Annotated in this window: 16 protein-coding genes; 6 read left to right on the forward strand and 10 right to left on the reverse strand. The window is 51.4% G+C overall.

Features of this window, described 5'->3' with window-relative positions:
• The first annotated feature begins 35 nt into the window (after window positions 1-35).
• Window positions 36-1403 (forward strand): guanine/hypoxanthine transporter GhxQ, encoded by a 1368-nt coding sequence (gene ghxQ / locus AACU19_RS16495; RefSeq protein WP_000012163.1) that lies wholly within the window; start codon window positions 36-38, stop codon window positions 1401-1403.
• A gap of 35 nt (window positions 1404-1438) precedes the next feature.
• Here the strand turns inward: ghxQ and AACU19_RS16500 are convergent, their stop codons facing one another.
• On the reverse strand, window positions 1439-1927 hold the full coding sequence (locus tag AACU19_RS16500) for a 4Fe-4S dicluster domain-containing protein (protein WP_105278296.1): 489 nt from the start codon (window positions 1925-1927) through the stop codon (window positions 1439-1441).
• Window positions 1927-3846 carry a formate-dependent uric acid utilization protein YgfT gene (gene ygfT, locus AACU19_RS16505; RefSeq protein WP_105278297.1) on the reverse strand — a complete coding sequence of 640 codons (1920 nt, stop codon included), beginning with the start codon at window positions 3844-3846 and terminating at the stop codon, window positions 1927-1929. Before ygfT ends, AACU19_RS16500 begins: the two co-directional genes overlap by 1 nt.
• A gap of 435 nt (window positions 3847-4281) precedes the next feature.
• Between ygfT and uacT the strand changes: the two genes are divergently transcribed.
• Together uacT and yqfG are read left to right on the forward strand one after the other, a co-directional pair.
• On the forward strand, window positions 4282-5730 hold the full coding sequence (gene uacT, locus AACU19_RS16510; RefSeq protein WP_105271611.1) for a urate/proton symporter UacT: 1449 nt from the start codon (window positions 4282-4284) through the stop codon (window positions 5728-5730).
• A 1-nt stretch (window position 5731) separates the two neighbouring features.
• Window positions 5732-5857, forward strand: coding sequence for a protein YqfG (gene yqfG / locus AACU19_RS16515; protein WP_001050745.1), 126 nt, complete (start codon window positions 5732-5734; stop codon window positions 5855-5857).
• Here yqfG and AACU19_RS16520 read toward each other — a convergent pair.
• Window positions 5832-5924 carry a hypothetical protein gene (locus tag AACU19_RS16520; protein ID WP_223344823.1) on the reverse strand — a complete coding sequence of 31 codons (93 nt, stop codon included), beginning with the start codon at window positions 5922-5924 and terminating at the stop codon, window positions 5832-5834. The two genes, yqfG and AACU19_RS16520, sit on opposite strands and share 26 nt — an antisense overlap.
• Window positions 5925-5978: 54 nt before the next feature.
• On the opposite strand from AACU19_RS16520, the gene idi reads away from it, so the two are divergent.
• Window positions 5979-6527, forward strand: a complete 549-nt coding sequence (gene idi, locus AACU19_RS16525; protein ID WP_096986670.1) for an isopentenyl-diphosphate Delta-isomerase — start codon at window positions 5979-5981, stop codon at window positions 6525-6527.
• 42 nt (window positions 6528-6569) lie between these two features.
• Here idi and lysS read toward each other — a convergent pair whose 3' ends face one another.
• From lysS to xerD, 5 genes are all read right to left on the reverse strand, one after another.
• Window positions 6570-8087 (reverse strand): lysine--tRNA ligase, encoded by a 1518-nt coding sequence (gene lysS / locus AACU19_RS16530; RefSeq protein ID WP_000003061.1) that lies wholly within the window; start codon window positions 8085-8087, stop codon window positions 6570-6572.
• Between the two features lie 9 nt (window positions 8088-8096).
• Window positions 8097-9195, reverse strand: a protein-coding gene (gene prfB / locus AACU19_RS16535) for a peptide chain release factor 2 (RefSeq protein ID WP_001701073.1) whose coding sequence is annotated in 2 segments (ribosomal slippage) — window positions 8097-9119 and window positions 9121-9195 — 1098 coding nt in all. Because the reading frame shifts where the segments join, the coding sequence is not laid out codon by codon here.
• Between the two features lie 90 nt (window positions 9196-9285).
• Window positions 9286-11019, reverse strand: a complete 1734-nt coding sequence (recJ, locus tag AACU19_RS16540; protein WP_105278298.1) for a single-stranded-DNA-specific exonuclease RecJ — start codon at window positions 11017-11019, stop codon at window positions 9286-9288.
• 5 nt (window positions 11020-11024) lie between these two features.
• Window positions 11025-11735 (reverse strand): bifunctional protein-disulfide isomerase/oxidoreductase DsbC, encoded by a 711-nt coding sequence (gene dsbC, locus AACU19_RS16545; RefSeq protein WP_000715223.1) that lies wholly within the window; start codon window positions 11733-11735, stop codon window positions 11025-11027.
• A 24-nt stretch (window positions 11736-11759) separates the two neighbouring features.
• The gene (xerD, locus tag AACU19_RS16550) at window positions 11760-12656 is read right to left on the reverse strand and encodes a site-specific tyrosine recombinase XerD (RefSeq protein WP_000806638.1); all 897 of its coding nucleotides are present in this window, start codon (window positions 12654-12656) and stop codon (window positions 11760-11762) included.
• Window positions 12657-12767: 111 nt separating this feature from the next.
• Between xerD and fldB the strand changes: the two genes are divergently transcribed.
• The gene (gene fldB, locus AACU19_RS16555) at window positions 12768-13289 is read left to right on the forward strand and encodes a flavodoxin FldB (RefSeq protein ID WP_001055872.1); all 522 of its coding nucleotides are present in this window, start codon (window positions 12768-12770) and stop codon (window positions 13287-13289) included.
• A gap of 39 nt (window positions 13290-13328) precedes the next feature.
• Here fldB and AACU19_RS16560 read toward each other — a convergent pair whose 3' ends face one another.
• Entirely contained in the window at window positions 13329-13736 is a 408-nt protein-coding gene (locus AACU19_RS16560) for a protein YgfX (protein ID WP_000244781.1), read from the reverse strand.
• The gene (sdhE, locus tag AACU19_RS16565; RefSeq protein WP_000354046.1) at window positions 13717-13983 is read right to left on the reverse strand and encodes an FAD assembly factor SdhE; all 267 of its coding nucleotides are present in this window, start codon (window positions 13981-13983) and stop codon (window positions 13717-13719) included. Before sdhE ends, AACU19_RS16560 begins: the two co-directional genes overlap by 20 nt.
• Window positions 13984-14235: 252 nt before the next feature.
• On the opposite strand from sdhE, the gene ygfZ reads away from it, so the two are divergent.
• Window positions 14236-15216: a tRNA-modifying protein YgfZ gene (gene ygfZ / locus AACU19_RS16570; protein WP_105278299.1), complete on the forward strand. Its 981-nt coding sequence runs from the start codon at window positions 14236-14238 to the stop codon at window positions 15214-15216.
• The last annotated feature ends 80 nt before the right edge of the window (window positions 15217-15296 follow it).

The following is a 15296-nucleotide window of genomic DNA, read 5'->3' on the forward strand; positions in this document are numbered from 1 at the left end:
TAATAAAACTTTAACATCCTCGTGAGGACATCATTATGTCTGGAGACATCCTACAAACACCGGACGCACCAAAGCCACAAGGCGCGCTGGATAATTATTTTAAAATTACCGCTCGTGGCAGTACCGTTCGTCAGGAAGTACTGGCTGGCTTAACGACCTTTCTGGCCATGGTTTATTCCGTTATCGTCGTTCCGGGAATGCTGGGCAAAGCAGGTTTTCCTCCCGCAGCTGTGTTTGTTGCCACCTGTCTGGTCGCGGGCTTCGGCTCGTTGCTGATGGGCTTGTGGGCCAACTTGCCAATGGCGATTGGTTGCGCTATTTCCTTAACGGCATTTACCGCATTCAGTCTGGTACTCGGGCAACAAATTAGCGTTCCTGTCGCACTGGGTGCGGTCTTTCTGATGGGTGTCATCTTCACCGCCATTTCTGTAACCGGTGTGCGAACCTGGATATTACGTAATTTACCGATGGGTATCGCTCACGGCACAGGTATCGGTATCGGCCTGTTTCTGCTGCTGATTGCTGCTAACGGTGTGGGAATGGTTATCAAAAACCCGATTGAAGGCTTGCCGGTGGCGCTCGGTGCGTTTACCTCCTTCCCGGTGATGATGAGCTTACTGGGTCTGGCGGTCATCTTCGGTCTGGAAAAGTGCCGCGTACCTGGCGGGATCTTGTTGGTGATTATTGCAATTTCGATCATCGGCTTAATCTTTGATCCAGCGGTGAAGTACCACGGTCTGGTGGCGATGCCCAGTCTGACTGGCGAAGATGGTAAGTCTCTGATTTTCAGCCTCGATATTATGGGGGCACTCCAGCCAACTGTACTTCCGAGTGTACTGGCATTGGTGATGACCGCAGTGTTCGACGCCACCGGTACCATCCGTGCCGTCGCCGGTCAGGCGAATTTGTTAGATAAAGACAACCAGATCATCAACGGCGGTAAAGCCCTGACCAGTGACTCAGTAAGTTCAATATTCTCCGGCCTGGTGGGTGCTGCGCCCGCAGCGGTTTATATCGAATCAGCGGCAGGAACCGCCGCCGGGGGTAAAACAGGGTTGACCGCAACCGTAGTGGGAGCGTTATTCCTGTTGATTCTGTTTTTATCACCACTGTCATTTTTGATCCCTGGTTACGCCACTGCACCCGCTCTGATGTACGTAGGTTTGCTGATGTTAAGTAACGTCTCGAAGCTGGATTTCAACGATTTTATTGACGCAATGGCTGGCCTGGTGTGTGCCGTGTTTATCGTTCTGACTTGTAATATCGTTACCGGTATTATGCTGGGCTTTGTGACACTGGTCGTAGGCCGCGTCTTTGCACGCGAATGGCAAAAGCTGAATATTGGTACGGTAATCATTACTGCCGCACTGGTCGCATTTTACGCGGGTGGATGGGCTATCTAATAGATTCTCCGCGCCTTTCAGCGCGGAGAATTCTTTCAGAGAGGATTCTCACCGCTGGCAACAATACGCTGCTTGCGGAGCCGCCTGAGTTCTCTTTCAGTAAGCAACTGCAGCGCCTGTGTCGGGCAAGACTCAACGCAGGCTGGCCCCGCTTCCCGCTGTTCACAGAGATCGCATTTCACAATTTGTTGCCGGGTATCCCCCGGCAACGACTGAATGGTGATCATCCCAAACGGACACGCACTGACGCAACTCTGACAGCCAATACAACGGGCAGAATTTGCCTGCACCACCTGCTCGCCCATCGTCAGCGCTCCCACGGGGCAAGCGCCGACACAAGGGGCATTTTCACACTGGTGGCACATCACCGGCGCACTGATGCTGTCCAGTCGCTGTACCTTCAGCCGAGGCAAAAAGACATCGGCATTCAACGCCTGTTCTGAAGGATGAGCGACCACACAGGCTACTTCACAAGTACGGCAGCCAATACAATCAGCCGGATTAACGATAATTAACGATTTCATCACGATGCCTTCGAATCAAACAGAGTTAACATATCGCGCGCCGCCTGCCTTCCTGCGGCCATTGCAGTGACAACCAGATCCGCGCCATGAACTGCATCCCCACCAGCAAAGACTTTTTTCAGGTGCGTCTGGGTAGGTAAATACCCGACGTCCCCGGTTTGAATCAGGCCCCATTTATCGAGCTTAATTCCGCTGCCTTGCAACCACGGCATGGCATGCGCCTGGAAACCAAAGGCCATAATCAGAACATCGGCAGGCAGCTCAAACTCTGAACCCGCTACCGGACGAGGACGACGGCGACCATCCGGCCCCGGCTCCCCCATAGCGGTACGAATAAGGCCCACCGCAGTTAAATGCCCATTTTCGTCACAAGCGATATATTGCGGCTGAACATTGAATTGAAACTCGACACCTTCCTCGCGCGCATTGACCACCTCTTTTCGCGAGCCCGGCATACTGACTTCATCACGACGATACGCGCAGGTCACGCTGGCGGCATTGAGGCGGATGGAAGTCCGCAAACAATCCATGGTCGTATCGCCACCGCCCAATACCACGACTCGCTTACCTTCCACATCCGTCAGCGGATACTCTTCAGATTCCGGCAATCCCATCAACTGGCGAGTATGAGCGGTCAGGAACGGTAGAGCTTGAATGACACCGGGCGCATCTTCATGCGGCAAATCTGCTCGCATCATCCCGTAAGTCCCCACGCCGATGAAAACGGCATCATATTCAGAAGTTAAATCGCTAAAGGTAATATCGCGGCCAATCTCACAGTTGAGATGAAAGTCGATTCCCATTGCGGTGAATATCTCACGCCGCTGGCTTAAGACTGTTTTATCGAGTTTGAAAGGAGGAATGCCAAAAGTCAGCATACCGCCAATTTCTGGATGGCGATCAAAGACATCAACCTGAACTCCCGCGCGCGCCAGGATATCAGCACACCCTAACCCTGCAGGCCCTGCGCCAATCACCGCCACTTTTTCGATACGGGGAACAACATGGCTGACATCAGGACGCCAGCCCATCGCCAACGCGGTATCGGTGATGTAGCGTTCCAGATTCCCGATAGAGACTGCGCCAGAGTGATCTTTCAAAGTACATGCGCCTTCACAAAGACGGTCCTGTGGACATACCCTGCCGCAGATTTCTGGTAAGGAACTGGTCTGGTGGCAAAGTTCTGCCGCTTCAATAATCTTTCCTTCCTGCACCAGACGGATGTAATCCGGAATAGCGTTATGCAGCGGGCAATGCCAGTTGCAGTTAGCTTTTTCGGCGCAATAAATACAGCGGTCACTCTCATAAGTCGCTTGTTGTGGATCCAGCCCGCAATAAATTTCGCCAAAGTGGGTTTTCCGTTCACTCGCTGAAATTTTATCTGCGCCTTTACGCGAGTTAACGGGGAGCAACGCTGCACTGCGAGATGGCTGAGCGTCTGATGACGCTTTTCCTGCTGCCGTTTTGCGCTGGCGGGCCACCTTTATCTGCTGCAACCCTTTATCGTCCATCAGCCGTAACGCCTGTGTTGGGCATACGTCAATACAGGCTTGCGTGCCGGAACTGCGCTGATTACAAAGGTCGCATTTCTGCGCAATCGTATCGACCATCTCAACGACGCCAAAGGGGCAAGCGATTGCGCATCTTTTACAACCAATACATTTTTGCTCGTCCAGTTGTACGCTATCGGGCTGGAAAGTCAGAGCATTAACCGGACAAGCCGTAACGCAAGGAGCATTGTTGCAGTGATGACAGGCCACCGGATTCGCAGCCTGGCCTTTCCCTACAACGTGGATACGCGGTCGAAAGTCACTGTGACTCAGCGGCCAGTTTTCTTGATTATGTGCCACCGCACAGGCAATTTCACAAGCATGACAGCCTATACATTCCGCAGCTTCAGCAGCGATAAACTTATTCATTTGCATCCCTTTCATTTAATGAGTTATGTCTTCTCAAATTTCGCGATGCAATAAACGGGCATATATTAGGTAGCATGACCGTTTTAATTATAATTTTGCGACTGAGTTCAAATTATTGCCCCTCAATCTGTGCCGCTTTCATTATTTCAACATTGCCGACCAAAAGAACGCTATCCAGATAAAAACGATTAAATGCGAGAGTGCGACATGCCAGAATGATTAATGAAATATCAATATGAGAAAATTACAGATAATTCCATTGTCAGGTTCTCTTCTCATTTTCGTGGTTTAACCACGATTATGTGATTGCCTCCGCAATTCCTGTCTCTAACTCCCCTTCCTCGCAAAAACTGGCACTCCACGAGCATATGTTTAGACAGTTTCAATAACGTAAACGGTTGCTTTTTACTCTGGCGGGCGAAAGGAGAAACACTGATGAGCGCCATAGATTCCCAACTTCCCTCATCTCAAGGGCAAGACCGCCCAACTGATGAGGTTGACCGCATATTATCACCAGGAAAGCTGATCATACTCGGTCTGCAACACGTCCTTGTAATGTACGCAGGTGCAGTCGCTGTTCCTCTTATGATTGGTGACCGACTGGGCCTCTCAAAAGAAGCTATTGCGATGCTCATTAGCTCGGATCTCTTTTGCTGCGGGATCGTCACATTATTACAATGTATCGGTATCGGCCGCTTTATGGGGATCCGTCTGCCGGTGATTATGTCGGTAACCTTTGCTGCTGTAACACCAATGATAGCCATTGGCATGAACCCGGATATCGGCCTGCTGGGGATATTTGGTGCCACTATCGCCGCGGGATTTATCACCACATTATTAGCACCACTTATCGGTCGCTTAATGCCTTTATTCCCGCCACTGGTTACCGGTGTGGTTATTACTTCTATCGGGCTTAGCATTATTCAGGTCGGTATTGACTGGGCCGCTGGAGGTAAAGGGAATCCGCAATATGGTAATCCCGTTTATTTAGGTATCTCCTTTGCCGTCTTAATTTTTATCTTGCTCATTACTCGCTATGCGAAAGGATTTATGTCCAACGTCGCCGTATTACTGGGGATTGTATTTGGCTTTTTACTTTCGTGGATGATGAATGAAGTCAATTTGTCCGGGCTACATGATGCTTCGTGGTTTGCGATTGTCACCCCAATGTCGTTTGGTATGCCGGTATTTGACCCCGTTTCTATTCTAACCATGACCGCTGTGTTAATCATCGTGTTTATCGAGTCGATGGGGATGTTCCTGGCACTGGGTGAAATAGTCGGTCGTAAACTCTCTTCGCACGATATTATTCGCGGGCTGCGTGTCGATGGTGTAGGGACAATGATAGGCGGAACGTTTAACAGCTTCCCCCACACGTCATTTTCTCAAAACGTTGGCCTGGTTAGCGTGACTCGCGTTCATAGTCGCTGGGTGTGTATTTCTTCGGGGATCATATTAATCATGTTTGGCATGGTGCCCAAAATGGCGGTGCTGGTAGCCTCGATTCCGCAATTTGTGCTTGGCGGCGCAGGGCTGGTGATGTTCGGCATGGTACTGGCGACGGGGATTCGAATTCTGTCGCGCTGTAACTACACCACTAACCGTTACAACCTCTATATTGTGGCGATCAGTCTCGGCGTTGGCATGACTCCGACGCTCTCTCACGATTTCTTTTCTAAGTTACCGGCCGTACTGCAACCGTTGCTGCATAGCGGCATTATGCTCGCAACCCTTAGCGCCGTTGTGCTGAACGTCTTCTTTAATGGCTATCAGCATCATGCTGATCTGGTGAAGGAATCCGTCTCTGATAAAGATTTAAAAGTCAGGACAGTACGTATGTGGCTTCTGATGCGCAAGCTGAAGAAAAATGAGCATGGAGAATAATATGAATCTTTTAATGCGCGCTATATTCAGTCTGTTGTTGCTTTTTACTCTCTCTATTCCTGTCATTTCTGACTGTGTTGCAATGGCCATTGAAAGTCGCTTCAAATATATGATGCTGCTTTTTTAAATGGTTTTACCTGTCGACATCCGCTCAAAACGGGCGGTTGTCGATAAACGCTCACTTGGTTAATCATTTCACTCTTCAATTATCTATAATGATGAGTGATTAGAATTACATGTGAGAAATTATGCAAACGGAACACGTCATTTTATTGAATGCACAGGGAGTTCCCACGGGTACGCTGGAAAAGTATGCCGCACACACGGCAGACACTCTCTTACATCTCGCGTTCTCCTGCTGGCTGTTTAATGCCAAAGGGCAATTATTAGTTACCCGCCGCGCCCTTAGCAAAAAAGCATGGCCGGGCGTGTGGACTAACTCGGTTTGTGGGCACCCACAACTGGGCGAAAGCAACGAAGACGCGGTGATCCGCCGTTGCCGCTTTGAACTGGGTGTGGAAATAACAGCACCAGAACCGGTCTATCCTGACTTTCGCTACCGCGCCACCGATCCGAATGGCATTGTAGAAAATGAAGTATGTCCGGTATTTGCCGCACGCACGACCAGTGCGTTACAGATCAACGATGATGAAGTGATGGATTATCAATGGTGTGATTTAGCAGCGGTTTTACGCGGTATTGATGCCACACCGTGGGCGTTCAGTCCGTGGATGGTGATGCAGGCAGCCAATAGTGAAGCAAGAAAATTGTTGTCTGCTTTCGCGCAGCACAATTAAAAAACCCCGACATTTGCCGGGGTTGTGAGCATAATGTAATGCTTATTTCACCGGACGCATCGCAGGGAACAGAATAACGTCACGGATGGTATGGCTGTTGGTGAACAGCATTACCATACGGTCGATACCAATTCCCAGACCTGCTGTCGGCGGTAAGCCGTGTTCCAGTGCGGTGACGTAATCTTCGTCGTAGAACATCGCTTCGTCGTCGCCTGCGTCTTTCGCGGCAACCTGATCCAGGAAGCGCTGCGCCTGATCTTCCGCGTCATTCAACTCGCTAAAGCCGTTACCGATTTCACGACCACCAATGAAGAACTCAAAGCGGTCAGTGATTTCCGGGTTAACGTCATTACGACGCGCCAGCGGAGAAACTTCTGCCGGATATTCAGTAATGAAGGTCGGCTGGATCAGATGTGCTTCTGCCACTTCTTCGAAGATCTCGGTAACGATACGGCCCAGACCCCAGCTCTTCTCAACGTGGATGCCGATAGATTCAGCAATCGCTTTCGCAGAGTCGAAGTTGTCCAGATCCGCCATGTCGGTTTCCGGGCGATATTTCTTGATCGCTTCACGCATGGTCAGTTTTTCGAACGGTTTACCGAAGTCCAGCGTCACGTCGCCGTAGGTCACTTCCGTCTTACCGAGAATATCCTGTGCCAGAGTACGGAACAGCGATTCGGTCAGCTCGATCAGATCTTTGTAATCCGCGTAAGCCATGTAGAGTTCCATCATGGTGAACTCTGGGTTATGACGTACGGAGATACCTTCGTTACGGAAGTTACGGTTGATTTCGAATACACGCTCGAAGCCACCAACCACCAGACGCTTGAGGTACAGTTCCGGCGCGATACGCAGGTACATGTCGAGATCCAGCGCATTGTGATGGGTGATAAACGGACGCGCTGCCGCGCCGCCTGGGATCACCTGCATCATCGGCGTTTCAACTTCCATAAAGCCACGATTCACCATGAACTGGCGAATGCCAGAGAGGATCTGCGAACGCACTTTAAAGGTGTTGCGGGATTCATCGTTAGAAATGAGATCCAGATAACGCTGACGATAGCGCGCTTCCTGATCCTGCAAACCGTGGAATTTGTCCGGCAGCGGACGCAGTGCTTTGGTCAGCAGACGCAGCTCGGTACAGTGGATAGACAGTTCGCCAGTTTTGGTTTTGAACAGTTTACCTTTCGCGCCGAGGATATCGCCGAGATCCCATTTTTTGAATTGATCGTTGTAAACGCCTTCCGGTAAATCGTCACGGGCAACGTACAGCTGAATGCGGCCGCCAACGTCCTGCAGAGTAACGAAGGAGGCTTTACCCATAATACGACGGGTCATCATGCGGCCAGCAACGGCAACTTCGATGTTCAGCGCTTCCAGTTCTTCGTTTTCTTTGCCGTCGAATTCTGCGTGCAATTGGTCAGAGGTATGATCGCGACGGAAATCGTTCGGGAAGGCAATCCCCTGCTCACGCAGGTTCGCCAGCTTCTCACGACGCGTTTTCAGTTCATTGTTAAGATCGACTACCGCGTCAGCGCCCTGTGCGTGTTGTTCAGACATGTTGGTTCCTCATAACCCTGCTTTCAAACTTGCTTCGATAAATTGATCCAGGCTGCCGTCCAGCACTGCCTGCGTGTTACGAGTTTCTACCCCGGTACGCAGATCTTTAATGCGGGAGTCATCAAGGACATAAGAACGAATCTGGCTGCCCCAGCCGATGTCAGATTTGTTATCTTCCATCGCCTGTTTCTCGGCATTTTTCTTCTGCATCTCCAGTTCATAAAGCTTCGCTTTCATCTGCTTCATGGCCTGGTCTTTGTTTTTGTGCTGGGAACGGTCGTTCTGGCATTGGGTCACAATCCCGGTTGGGATGTGAGTAATACGCACCGCAGATTCGGTACGGTTAACGTGCTGACCACCCGCGCCGGATGCGCGATAAACGTCGATGCGCAGATCCGCCGGATTGATTTCGATATCGATATCATCATCGACTTCCGGGTAAACAAACGCGGAGCTGAACGACGTGTGGCGACGACCGCCGGAGTCAAACGGGCTCTTACGCACCAGGCGGTGAACGCCAGTTTCTGTACGCAGCCAGCCGTAAGCGTAATCGCCGGAGATTTTGATAGTCACGGATTTAATACCCGCCACTTCACCTTCCGACTCTTCGATAATTTCAGTTTTGAAACCACGCGATTCAGCCCAGCGCAGATACATACGCTCAAGCATGCTCGCCCAGTCCTGTGCTTCCGTACCGCCAGAACCTGCCTGAATATCGAGGTAGCAGTCGGCGCTATCATATTCGCCAGAGAACATACGACGGAACTCAAGCTGCGCCAGTTTTTCTTCCAGGGCGTCGAGTTCAGCAACGGCTTCGTTAAAGGTTTCTTCGTCGTCAGCTTCTACAGCCAGCTCCAGCAGACCAGAAACATCTTCCAGCCCCTGTTTCATTTGGTCGAGGGTGTCGACAACGGCTTCGAGGGAGGAACGCTCTTTACCCAGCGCCTGTGCGCGTTCGGGTTCGTTCCAGACATCCGGCTGTTCCAGCTCGGCGTTTACTTCTTCCAGACGCTCTTTCTTGGCGTCGTAGTCAAAGATACCCCCTAAGAACGTCGGAGCGTTCCGTGAGGTCCTGAATGCGATTATTTACCGGATTAATTTCAAACATGGTCTGATTTCTTTTATTGAGCTAGTCAAAATGCGGTGATAAGAGCGGGATTGTACCGAATCCACGCTCTTTTTTATAGATAATATGACGCTAAATTGGCCAGATATTGTCGATGATAATTTGCAGGCTGCGGTTGCCACGAAACTCGTTGATATCCAGCTTGTAAGCCAGTTGCACTTCGCGCACGCCGTTATCCGGCCAGAGGGCGGTATCGACATTAAAAGCAATACCGTCCAGCAGCGGACCGCCGCCGACCGGTTCGACCATGACTTTCAAATGACGTTCACCCACCAGTCGCTGTTGCAGCAGACGGAAATGACCGTCAAACAGCGGCTCCGGGAACATCTGCCCCCACGGGCCAGCATCGCGCAGCAGCTGCGCCACTTCCATGGTCATTTCGGCTGGGCTTAGCGGACCGTCTGACACCACTTCGCCTTGCAATAGCGAAGGGTCCAGCCACTCAGTAACCAGTTCGCCAAACCGTTGCTGAAAGAGTTCGAATTTATCCTCTTCCAGCGACAGGCCTGCCGCCATCGCATGACCGCCAAACTTCAGCATCATGCCGGGGTAGAGTGTGTCTAGCCGCTCCAGCGCATCACGCATATGCAGCCCCTGAATGGAGCGACCGGAACCTTTCAGCGTACCGTCACCCGCAGGCGCAAAAGCGATAACCGGACGGTGAAAACGCTCTTTAATACGCGAAGCCAGAATACCGACAACGCCCTGATGCCATTCCGGGTGATACATTGCCAGGCCGCCGGGTAGCGTGTCGCGGCTGCGCTCCAGTTTCTCGCACAGGGTCAGGGCTTCAACCTGCATTCCCTGTTCGATCTCTTTTCGCGTCTGGTTTAGCGCATCGAGTTCATTTGCCAGTACTCGCGCTTCGCCGATGTTATCGCACAACAACAGCGCCACACCAACGGACATATCATCCAGTCTCCCGGCTGCATTGAGACGTGGCCCCAGCGCAAAACCTAAATCGCTGGCGGCGAGTTTTTGCGCATCGCGGTTGGCCACTTCCAGCAACGCTTTAATCCCTGGACGGCACTTTCCGGCACGGATGCGACTCATCCCCTGCCAGGTCAGAATGCGATTATTAGCATCCAGCGGCACGACGTCTGCCACTGTCCCCAACGCGACCAGATCCAGCAGTTCTGCCAGGTTAGGAATTGCGATACCACGCTCATCAAACCAGCCCTGATCACGCAAAAAGGTGCGCAGCGCCAGCATTAAATAAAACGCCACACCCACGCCTGCCAGTGATTTCGACGGGAAATTGCAGTCGCGCAAGTTAGGGTTAATGATCGCTTCCGCCGCGGGTAATGTTTCGCCCTGCAAATGGTGATCGGTAACAATAACCGGAATGCCCAACGATCGAGCATGTTCAACCCCCGCATGGGAGGAAATGCCGTTATCCACCGTGACAATTAACTGCGCGCCACGGGCATGGGCCTGATCGACCACTTCCGGGCTTAAGCCGTAACCGTCTTCGAAACGGTTTGGTACCAGGTAGTCGATATTGCTGCAACCAAGCGAGCGCATCGCCAGCACGCTTAGAGCCGTGCTGGTGGCACCGTCGGCGTCGAAGTCACCGACCACCATAATCCGCGTTCCTTCGCGAAAAGCGTTGTAAAGGATCTCAACGGCCTTTTCGACGCCGCTCAGTTGCTGCCAGGGCAGCATACCTTTTACACTACGTTCCAGTTCTTGCGCACTGCGTACTCCCCGGCTGGCATATAAACGGCGCAGCAAGGGAGGCAATTCAGCGGGCAAGTCTGCCGTTTCATCGACTTCACGGCGACGAAGTTGTATCTGTTGTTTCACGCGAATTATTTACCGCTGGTCATTTTTTGGTGTTCGTCGAGGAATTCTTTCATCTCTTTCGGCGGCTGGTAACCCGGAACAAGTGTGCCATTGCTCAGCACAATTGCCGGAGTGCCACTAACGCCAAGCTGGACGCCAAGTGCGTAATGATCGGCAATATCGATATCGCAACTTGCCGGAGTGGCAGCTTTACCCGCCATCACATCATCAAATGCTTTCTTTTTATCTTTCGCACACCAGATGGCTTTCATTTGTTGCTCAGCCTGGCTCTCCAGCCCCTGGCGAGGGAAAGCAAGATAACGCACGGTGATCCCCAGCGCGTTGTAGTCTGCCATTTGCTCATGCAGTTTGTGGCAGTAACCACAGGTAATATCAGTAAACACGGTAATGACGTGTTTTTCCTGCGGCGCTTTATAAACGATCATCTCGTTTTCAAGCGCGTTCAGCTGCTTTAACAACATCTTATTAGTGACATTGACCGGAGTCGTTCCGCTAACGTCATACATTGGTCCCTGAATGATATGTTTACCATCATCAGTGATGTACAACACACCGCTGTTAGTCAGAACTGTCTTCATACCAGCCACGGGCGCAGGCTGAATATCACTGCTTTTGATGCCCATTTTGGCTAACGTTTGTTGAATTGCCGCGTCATCCGCCTGAGCAAAGCCTGAAAACGCCGCCAACAACGTAAATAACATAAAACCTTTCTTCATAAATCTTCCCGTTCTTTTCAGACATCACGCCCGCGGGTGATGCTGTTGATGAAGTTGCCGCAGACGCTCGGTAGCGACATGCGTATAAATTTGCGTGGTGGAGAGATCGCTGTGGCCCAGTAGCATCTGAACCACGCGTAAATCCGCACCATGATTTAATAAATGAGTGGCAAAGGCGTGACGCAACACATGCGGTGACAACTTTTCGCTGTCGATCCCCGCCAGCACAGCATAATGTTTAATGCGGTGCCAGAAGGTTTGTCTCGTCATCTGCTGCGCGCGCTGGCTGGGAAACAACACGTCAATTGACACACCGTTTAGCAACCACGGTCGCCCGTGTTCCAGATAAGTTTCCAGCCAGTAAACCGCCTCTTCACCTAACGGCACAAGGCGTTCTTTGTTGCCTTTACCAATGACCCGCACTACGCCCTGACGCAGGCTGATATCACTCATTGTCAGCCCGACCAGTTCAGAGACTCGCAGCCCGGTAGCATACAACACTTCAAGCATGGCTTTATCGCGCAGCTCCAGTGGCTGATCAATTAATGGTGCCTGTAATAATCGTTCGACCTGCGCTTCGCTTAAATCTTTTGGCAAACGCTGGGGCAATTTCGGCGAAGCGAGATGCGCGCTGGGATCGTCTTCACGAAACTTTTCGCGATAAAGATACTGGAACAATCGGCGCACTGCACTCAGCAAACGCGCTGAGCTGGTGGCTTTATACCCACCCTCCAGCCGTTCTGCCAGTAATGCCTGCAAATCGTCACTTTGCGCCGTCGCCAGCGTCAACCCGCGGTGATGCAACCACTCCACCATCATTGACAGATCGCGACGGTATGCGTTCAACGTATTTTCAGCCAGATTTTTTTCCAGCCACAGAGCATCAAGAAACTGCTCGATGCGTGCCAGATCCTGTTTCACTTGCGCCCCTTATGGTCACTCATTTGATCCATTATGCCTTATTGTGCCGTGACTAAAGCGATTCTGATACACTAGCCGCAAAAGCCACAGCAGAATCGAGAAGCTTACGTTATGAATATGGGTCTTTTTTATGGTTCCAGCACCTGTTATACCGAAATGGCGGCAGAAAAAATCCGCGATATTATCGGCCCAGAACTGGTGACCTTACATAACCTCAAGGACGACTCCCCGAAATTAATGGAGCAGTACGATGTGCTCATTCTGGGTATCCCGACCTGGGATTTTGGCGAAATCCAGGAAGACTGGGAAGCTGTCTGGGATCAGCTCGACGACCTGAATCTCGAAGGTAAAATTGTTGCGCTGTATGGGCTTGGCGATCAACTGGGGTACGGCGAGTGGTTCCTCGATGCGCTCGGCATGCTGCATGACAAACTCTCGACCAAAGGCGTGAAGTTCGTCGGCTACTGGCCAACGGAAGGATATGAGTTTACCAGCCCGAAACCGGTGATTGCTGACGGGCAACTGTTCGTGGGTCTGGCGCTGGACGAAACTAATCAGTATGACCTTAGCGACGAGCGTATTCAGAACTGGTGCGAGCAAATCCTCAACGAAATGGCAGAGCATTACGCCTGATGTCACTGACGGCTTAGCGCACAGGCTTTGCCGTCATCTTTATCTTTGCGTCTCTTGTTGCAACAAAATCCGCCGTAAATCCCGCCATTCGGCTTCGTCCATGCTGTCGGCTGCCAGCCATAAATGTTGCCGTTTACCGCTGTCAGAACGTAAACGCAGCATCATGCCGCTCTTAATCATCCACGGCGCTTTGACGATGCTCCACTCCTGCCCTTGCCAACGCAAACGCCCGTCCATCAACAGGCGAATTTCCCCCTGGCGGGCATTAATGCGTCGCTGGCTGCGAACGCAATCAAACACCACCAGCGAAAGTAACACCATCCATAACGGAGTGTAACTTAACGGCCAGGGCATGAGTAAAATAACAGCGGCAACCAGCCCATGAATCAGCAAGGAAAGCCACTGCGCGCGCCAGGAGACGCGTAAATCAGATTGCCACAGGACCACGTTCCCGATTCCGTGTCTGGATGAGTCGGACCATCATTTCCAGTTCTGCATCGGCCGGTTTACCATGATTCATCAGCCAGTTGAACAGATCGGGATCGTCACATTCCAGCAGACGAATAAAGATGCGTTTTTCGTCATCACTTAAGCTGTCGTACTCATGTTCGAAAAACGGCATGATTGAAATATCGAGTTCGCGCATACCACGGCGGCATGCCCAGTGAATGCGGGCTTTGTTATTAATGTCCATCTTCTTCCTGTCTCACGAAAATCCAGTACCAGGCTATTGTAACGTGTTTTTCGACTTCTTTTGCGGGAATATCAGTAAACACAATCGCGATCGCGAAATTAACCCACAATATTTCAAGGGATTCATTTTTTTGGAAGTCGCCTCGCAAAGCATATCAGAAGGCACAGATCGCGTAGTGAAAGCACTTGCATTGCCTCATAGCTCTTTTACCATTAGTCATTAATACGCCGTTAAGCAACTCAGGACTCTATTATGGCTTTTACACCTTTTCCTCCCCGTCAGCCTACGGCTTCTGCCCGTTTGCCACTGACGCTGATGACGCTTGATGACTGGGCGCTAGCCACTATTAGTGGCGCGGACAGCGAAAAATATATGCAGGGTCAAGTGACAGCAGATGTCAGCCAGATGACAGAAGATCAGCACCTGCTCGCCGCCCATTGCGACGCCAAAGGCAAAATGTGGAGCAATTTACGTCTGTTCCGCGACGGCGATGGCTTTGCGTGGATTGAACGGCGCAGCGTGCGCGAGTCGCAACTGACTGAACTGAAAAAATATGCGGTGTTCTCTAAAGTGACCATCGCGCCAGACGATGAACGTGTGCTGCTTGGTGTTGCCGGTTTTCAGGCACGCGCTGCGCTGGCTAACCTCTTTAGTGAATTACCTTCGAAGGAAAAGCAGGTTATCAGAGAAGGTGCGACTACCCTGCTATGGTTTGAACACCCAGCAGAACGTTTCCTGATCGTAACCGATGAAGCTACCGCCAATACGCTGACCGATAAACTGCGCGGTGAAGCGGAACTGAACAATAGCCAACAGTGGCTGGCATTAAACATTGAAGCGGGTTTTCCGGTGATTGATGCCGCCAACAGCGGGCAGTTTATCCCACAGGCGACCAACCTCCAGGCGCTGGGCGGCATCAGCTTTAAAAAAGGCTGTTATACCGGACAAGAGATGGTGGCACGAGCTAAATTCCGCGGTGCCAACAAACGTGCCCTCTGGCTGCTGGCAGGTAGCGCCAGCCGACTGCCGGAAGCGGGTGAAGATTTAGAGCTGAAAATGGGCGAGAACTGGCGTCGTACCGGTACGGTGCTGGCTGCGGTAAAACTGGAAGATGGTCAGGTCGTGGTACAGGTCGTCATGAATAACGATATGGAACCGGACAGCATCTTCCGCGTACGTGACGATGCGAATACATTGCATATCGAGCCGCTGCCGTATTCGCTCGAAGAGTAAATCTCTGTATCGCTCCGGCGACTATTGCCTGATGCGACGCTGACTCGTCTTATCATGCCTGGGATTTGGTGCCTTTATCA

The organism is Escherichia sp. MOD1-EC4550 (assembly GCF_963876935.1).
Taxonomy (GTDB): Bacteria; Pseudomonadota; Gammaproteobacteria; order Enterobacterales; family Enterobacteriaceae; genus Escherichia; species Escherichia coli_F.

Coding starts and splice junctions, on each gene's coding strand:
- fldB (WP_001055872.1), top strand. CDS start 12,768: ATGAATATGGGTCTTTTTTATGGTTCCAGCACCTGTTATACCGAAATG.
- ygfZ (WP_105278299.1), top strand. CDS start 14,236: ATGGCTTTTACACCTTTTCCTCCCCGTCAGCCTACGGCTTCTGCCCGT.
- lysS (WP_000003061.1), bottom strand. CDS start 8,087: ATGTCTGAACAACACGCACAGGGCGCTGACGCGGTAGTCGATCTTAAC.
- sdhE (WP_000354046.1), bottom strand. CDS start 13,983: ATGGACATTAATAACAAAGCCCGCATTCACTGGGCATGCCGCCGTGGT.
- uacT (WP_105271611.1), top strand. CDS start 4,282: ATGAGCGCCATAGATTCCCAACTTCCCTCATCTCAAGGGCAAGACCGC.
- idi (WP_096986670.1), top strand. CDS start 5,979: ATGCAAACGGAACACGTCATTTTATTGAATGCACAGGGAGTTCCCACG.
- ygfT (WP_105278297.1), bottom strand. CDS start 3,846: ATGAATAAGTTTATCGCTGCTGAAGCTGCGGAATGTATAGGCTGTCAT.
- AACU19_RS16500 (WP_105278296.1), bottom strand. CDS start 1,927: ATGAAATCGTTAATTATCGTTAATCCGGCTGATTGTATTGGCTGCCGT.
- AACU19_RS16520 (WP_223344823.1), bottom strand. CDS start 5,924: ATGATTAACCAAGTGAGCGTTTATCGACAACCGCCCGTTTTGAGCGGA.
- yqfG (WP_001050745.1), top strand. CDS start 5,732: ATGAATCTTTTAATGCGCGCTATATTCAGTCTGTTGTTGCTTTTTACT.
- ghxQ (WP_000012163.1), top strand. CDS start 36: ATGTCTGGAGACATCCTACAAACACCGGACGCACCAAAGCCACAAGGC.
- dsbC (WP_000715223.1), bottom strand. CDS start 11,735: ATGAAGAAAGGTTTTATGTTATTTACGTTGTTGGCGGCGTTTTCAGGC.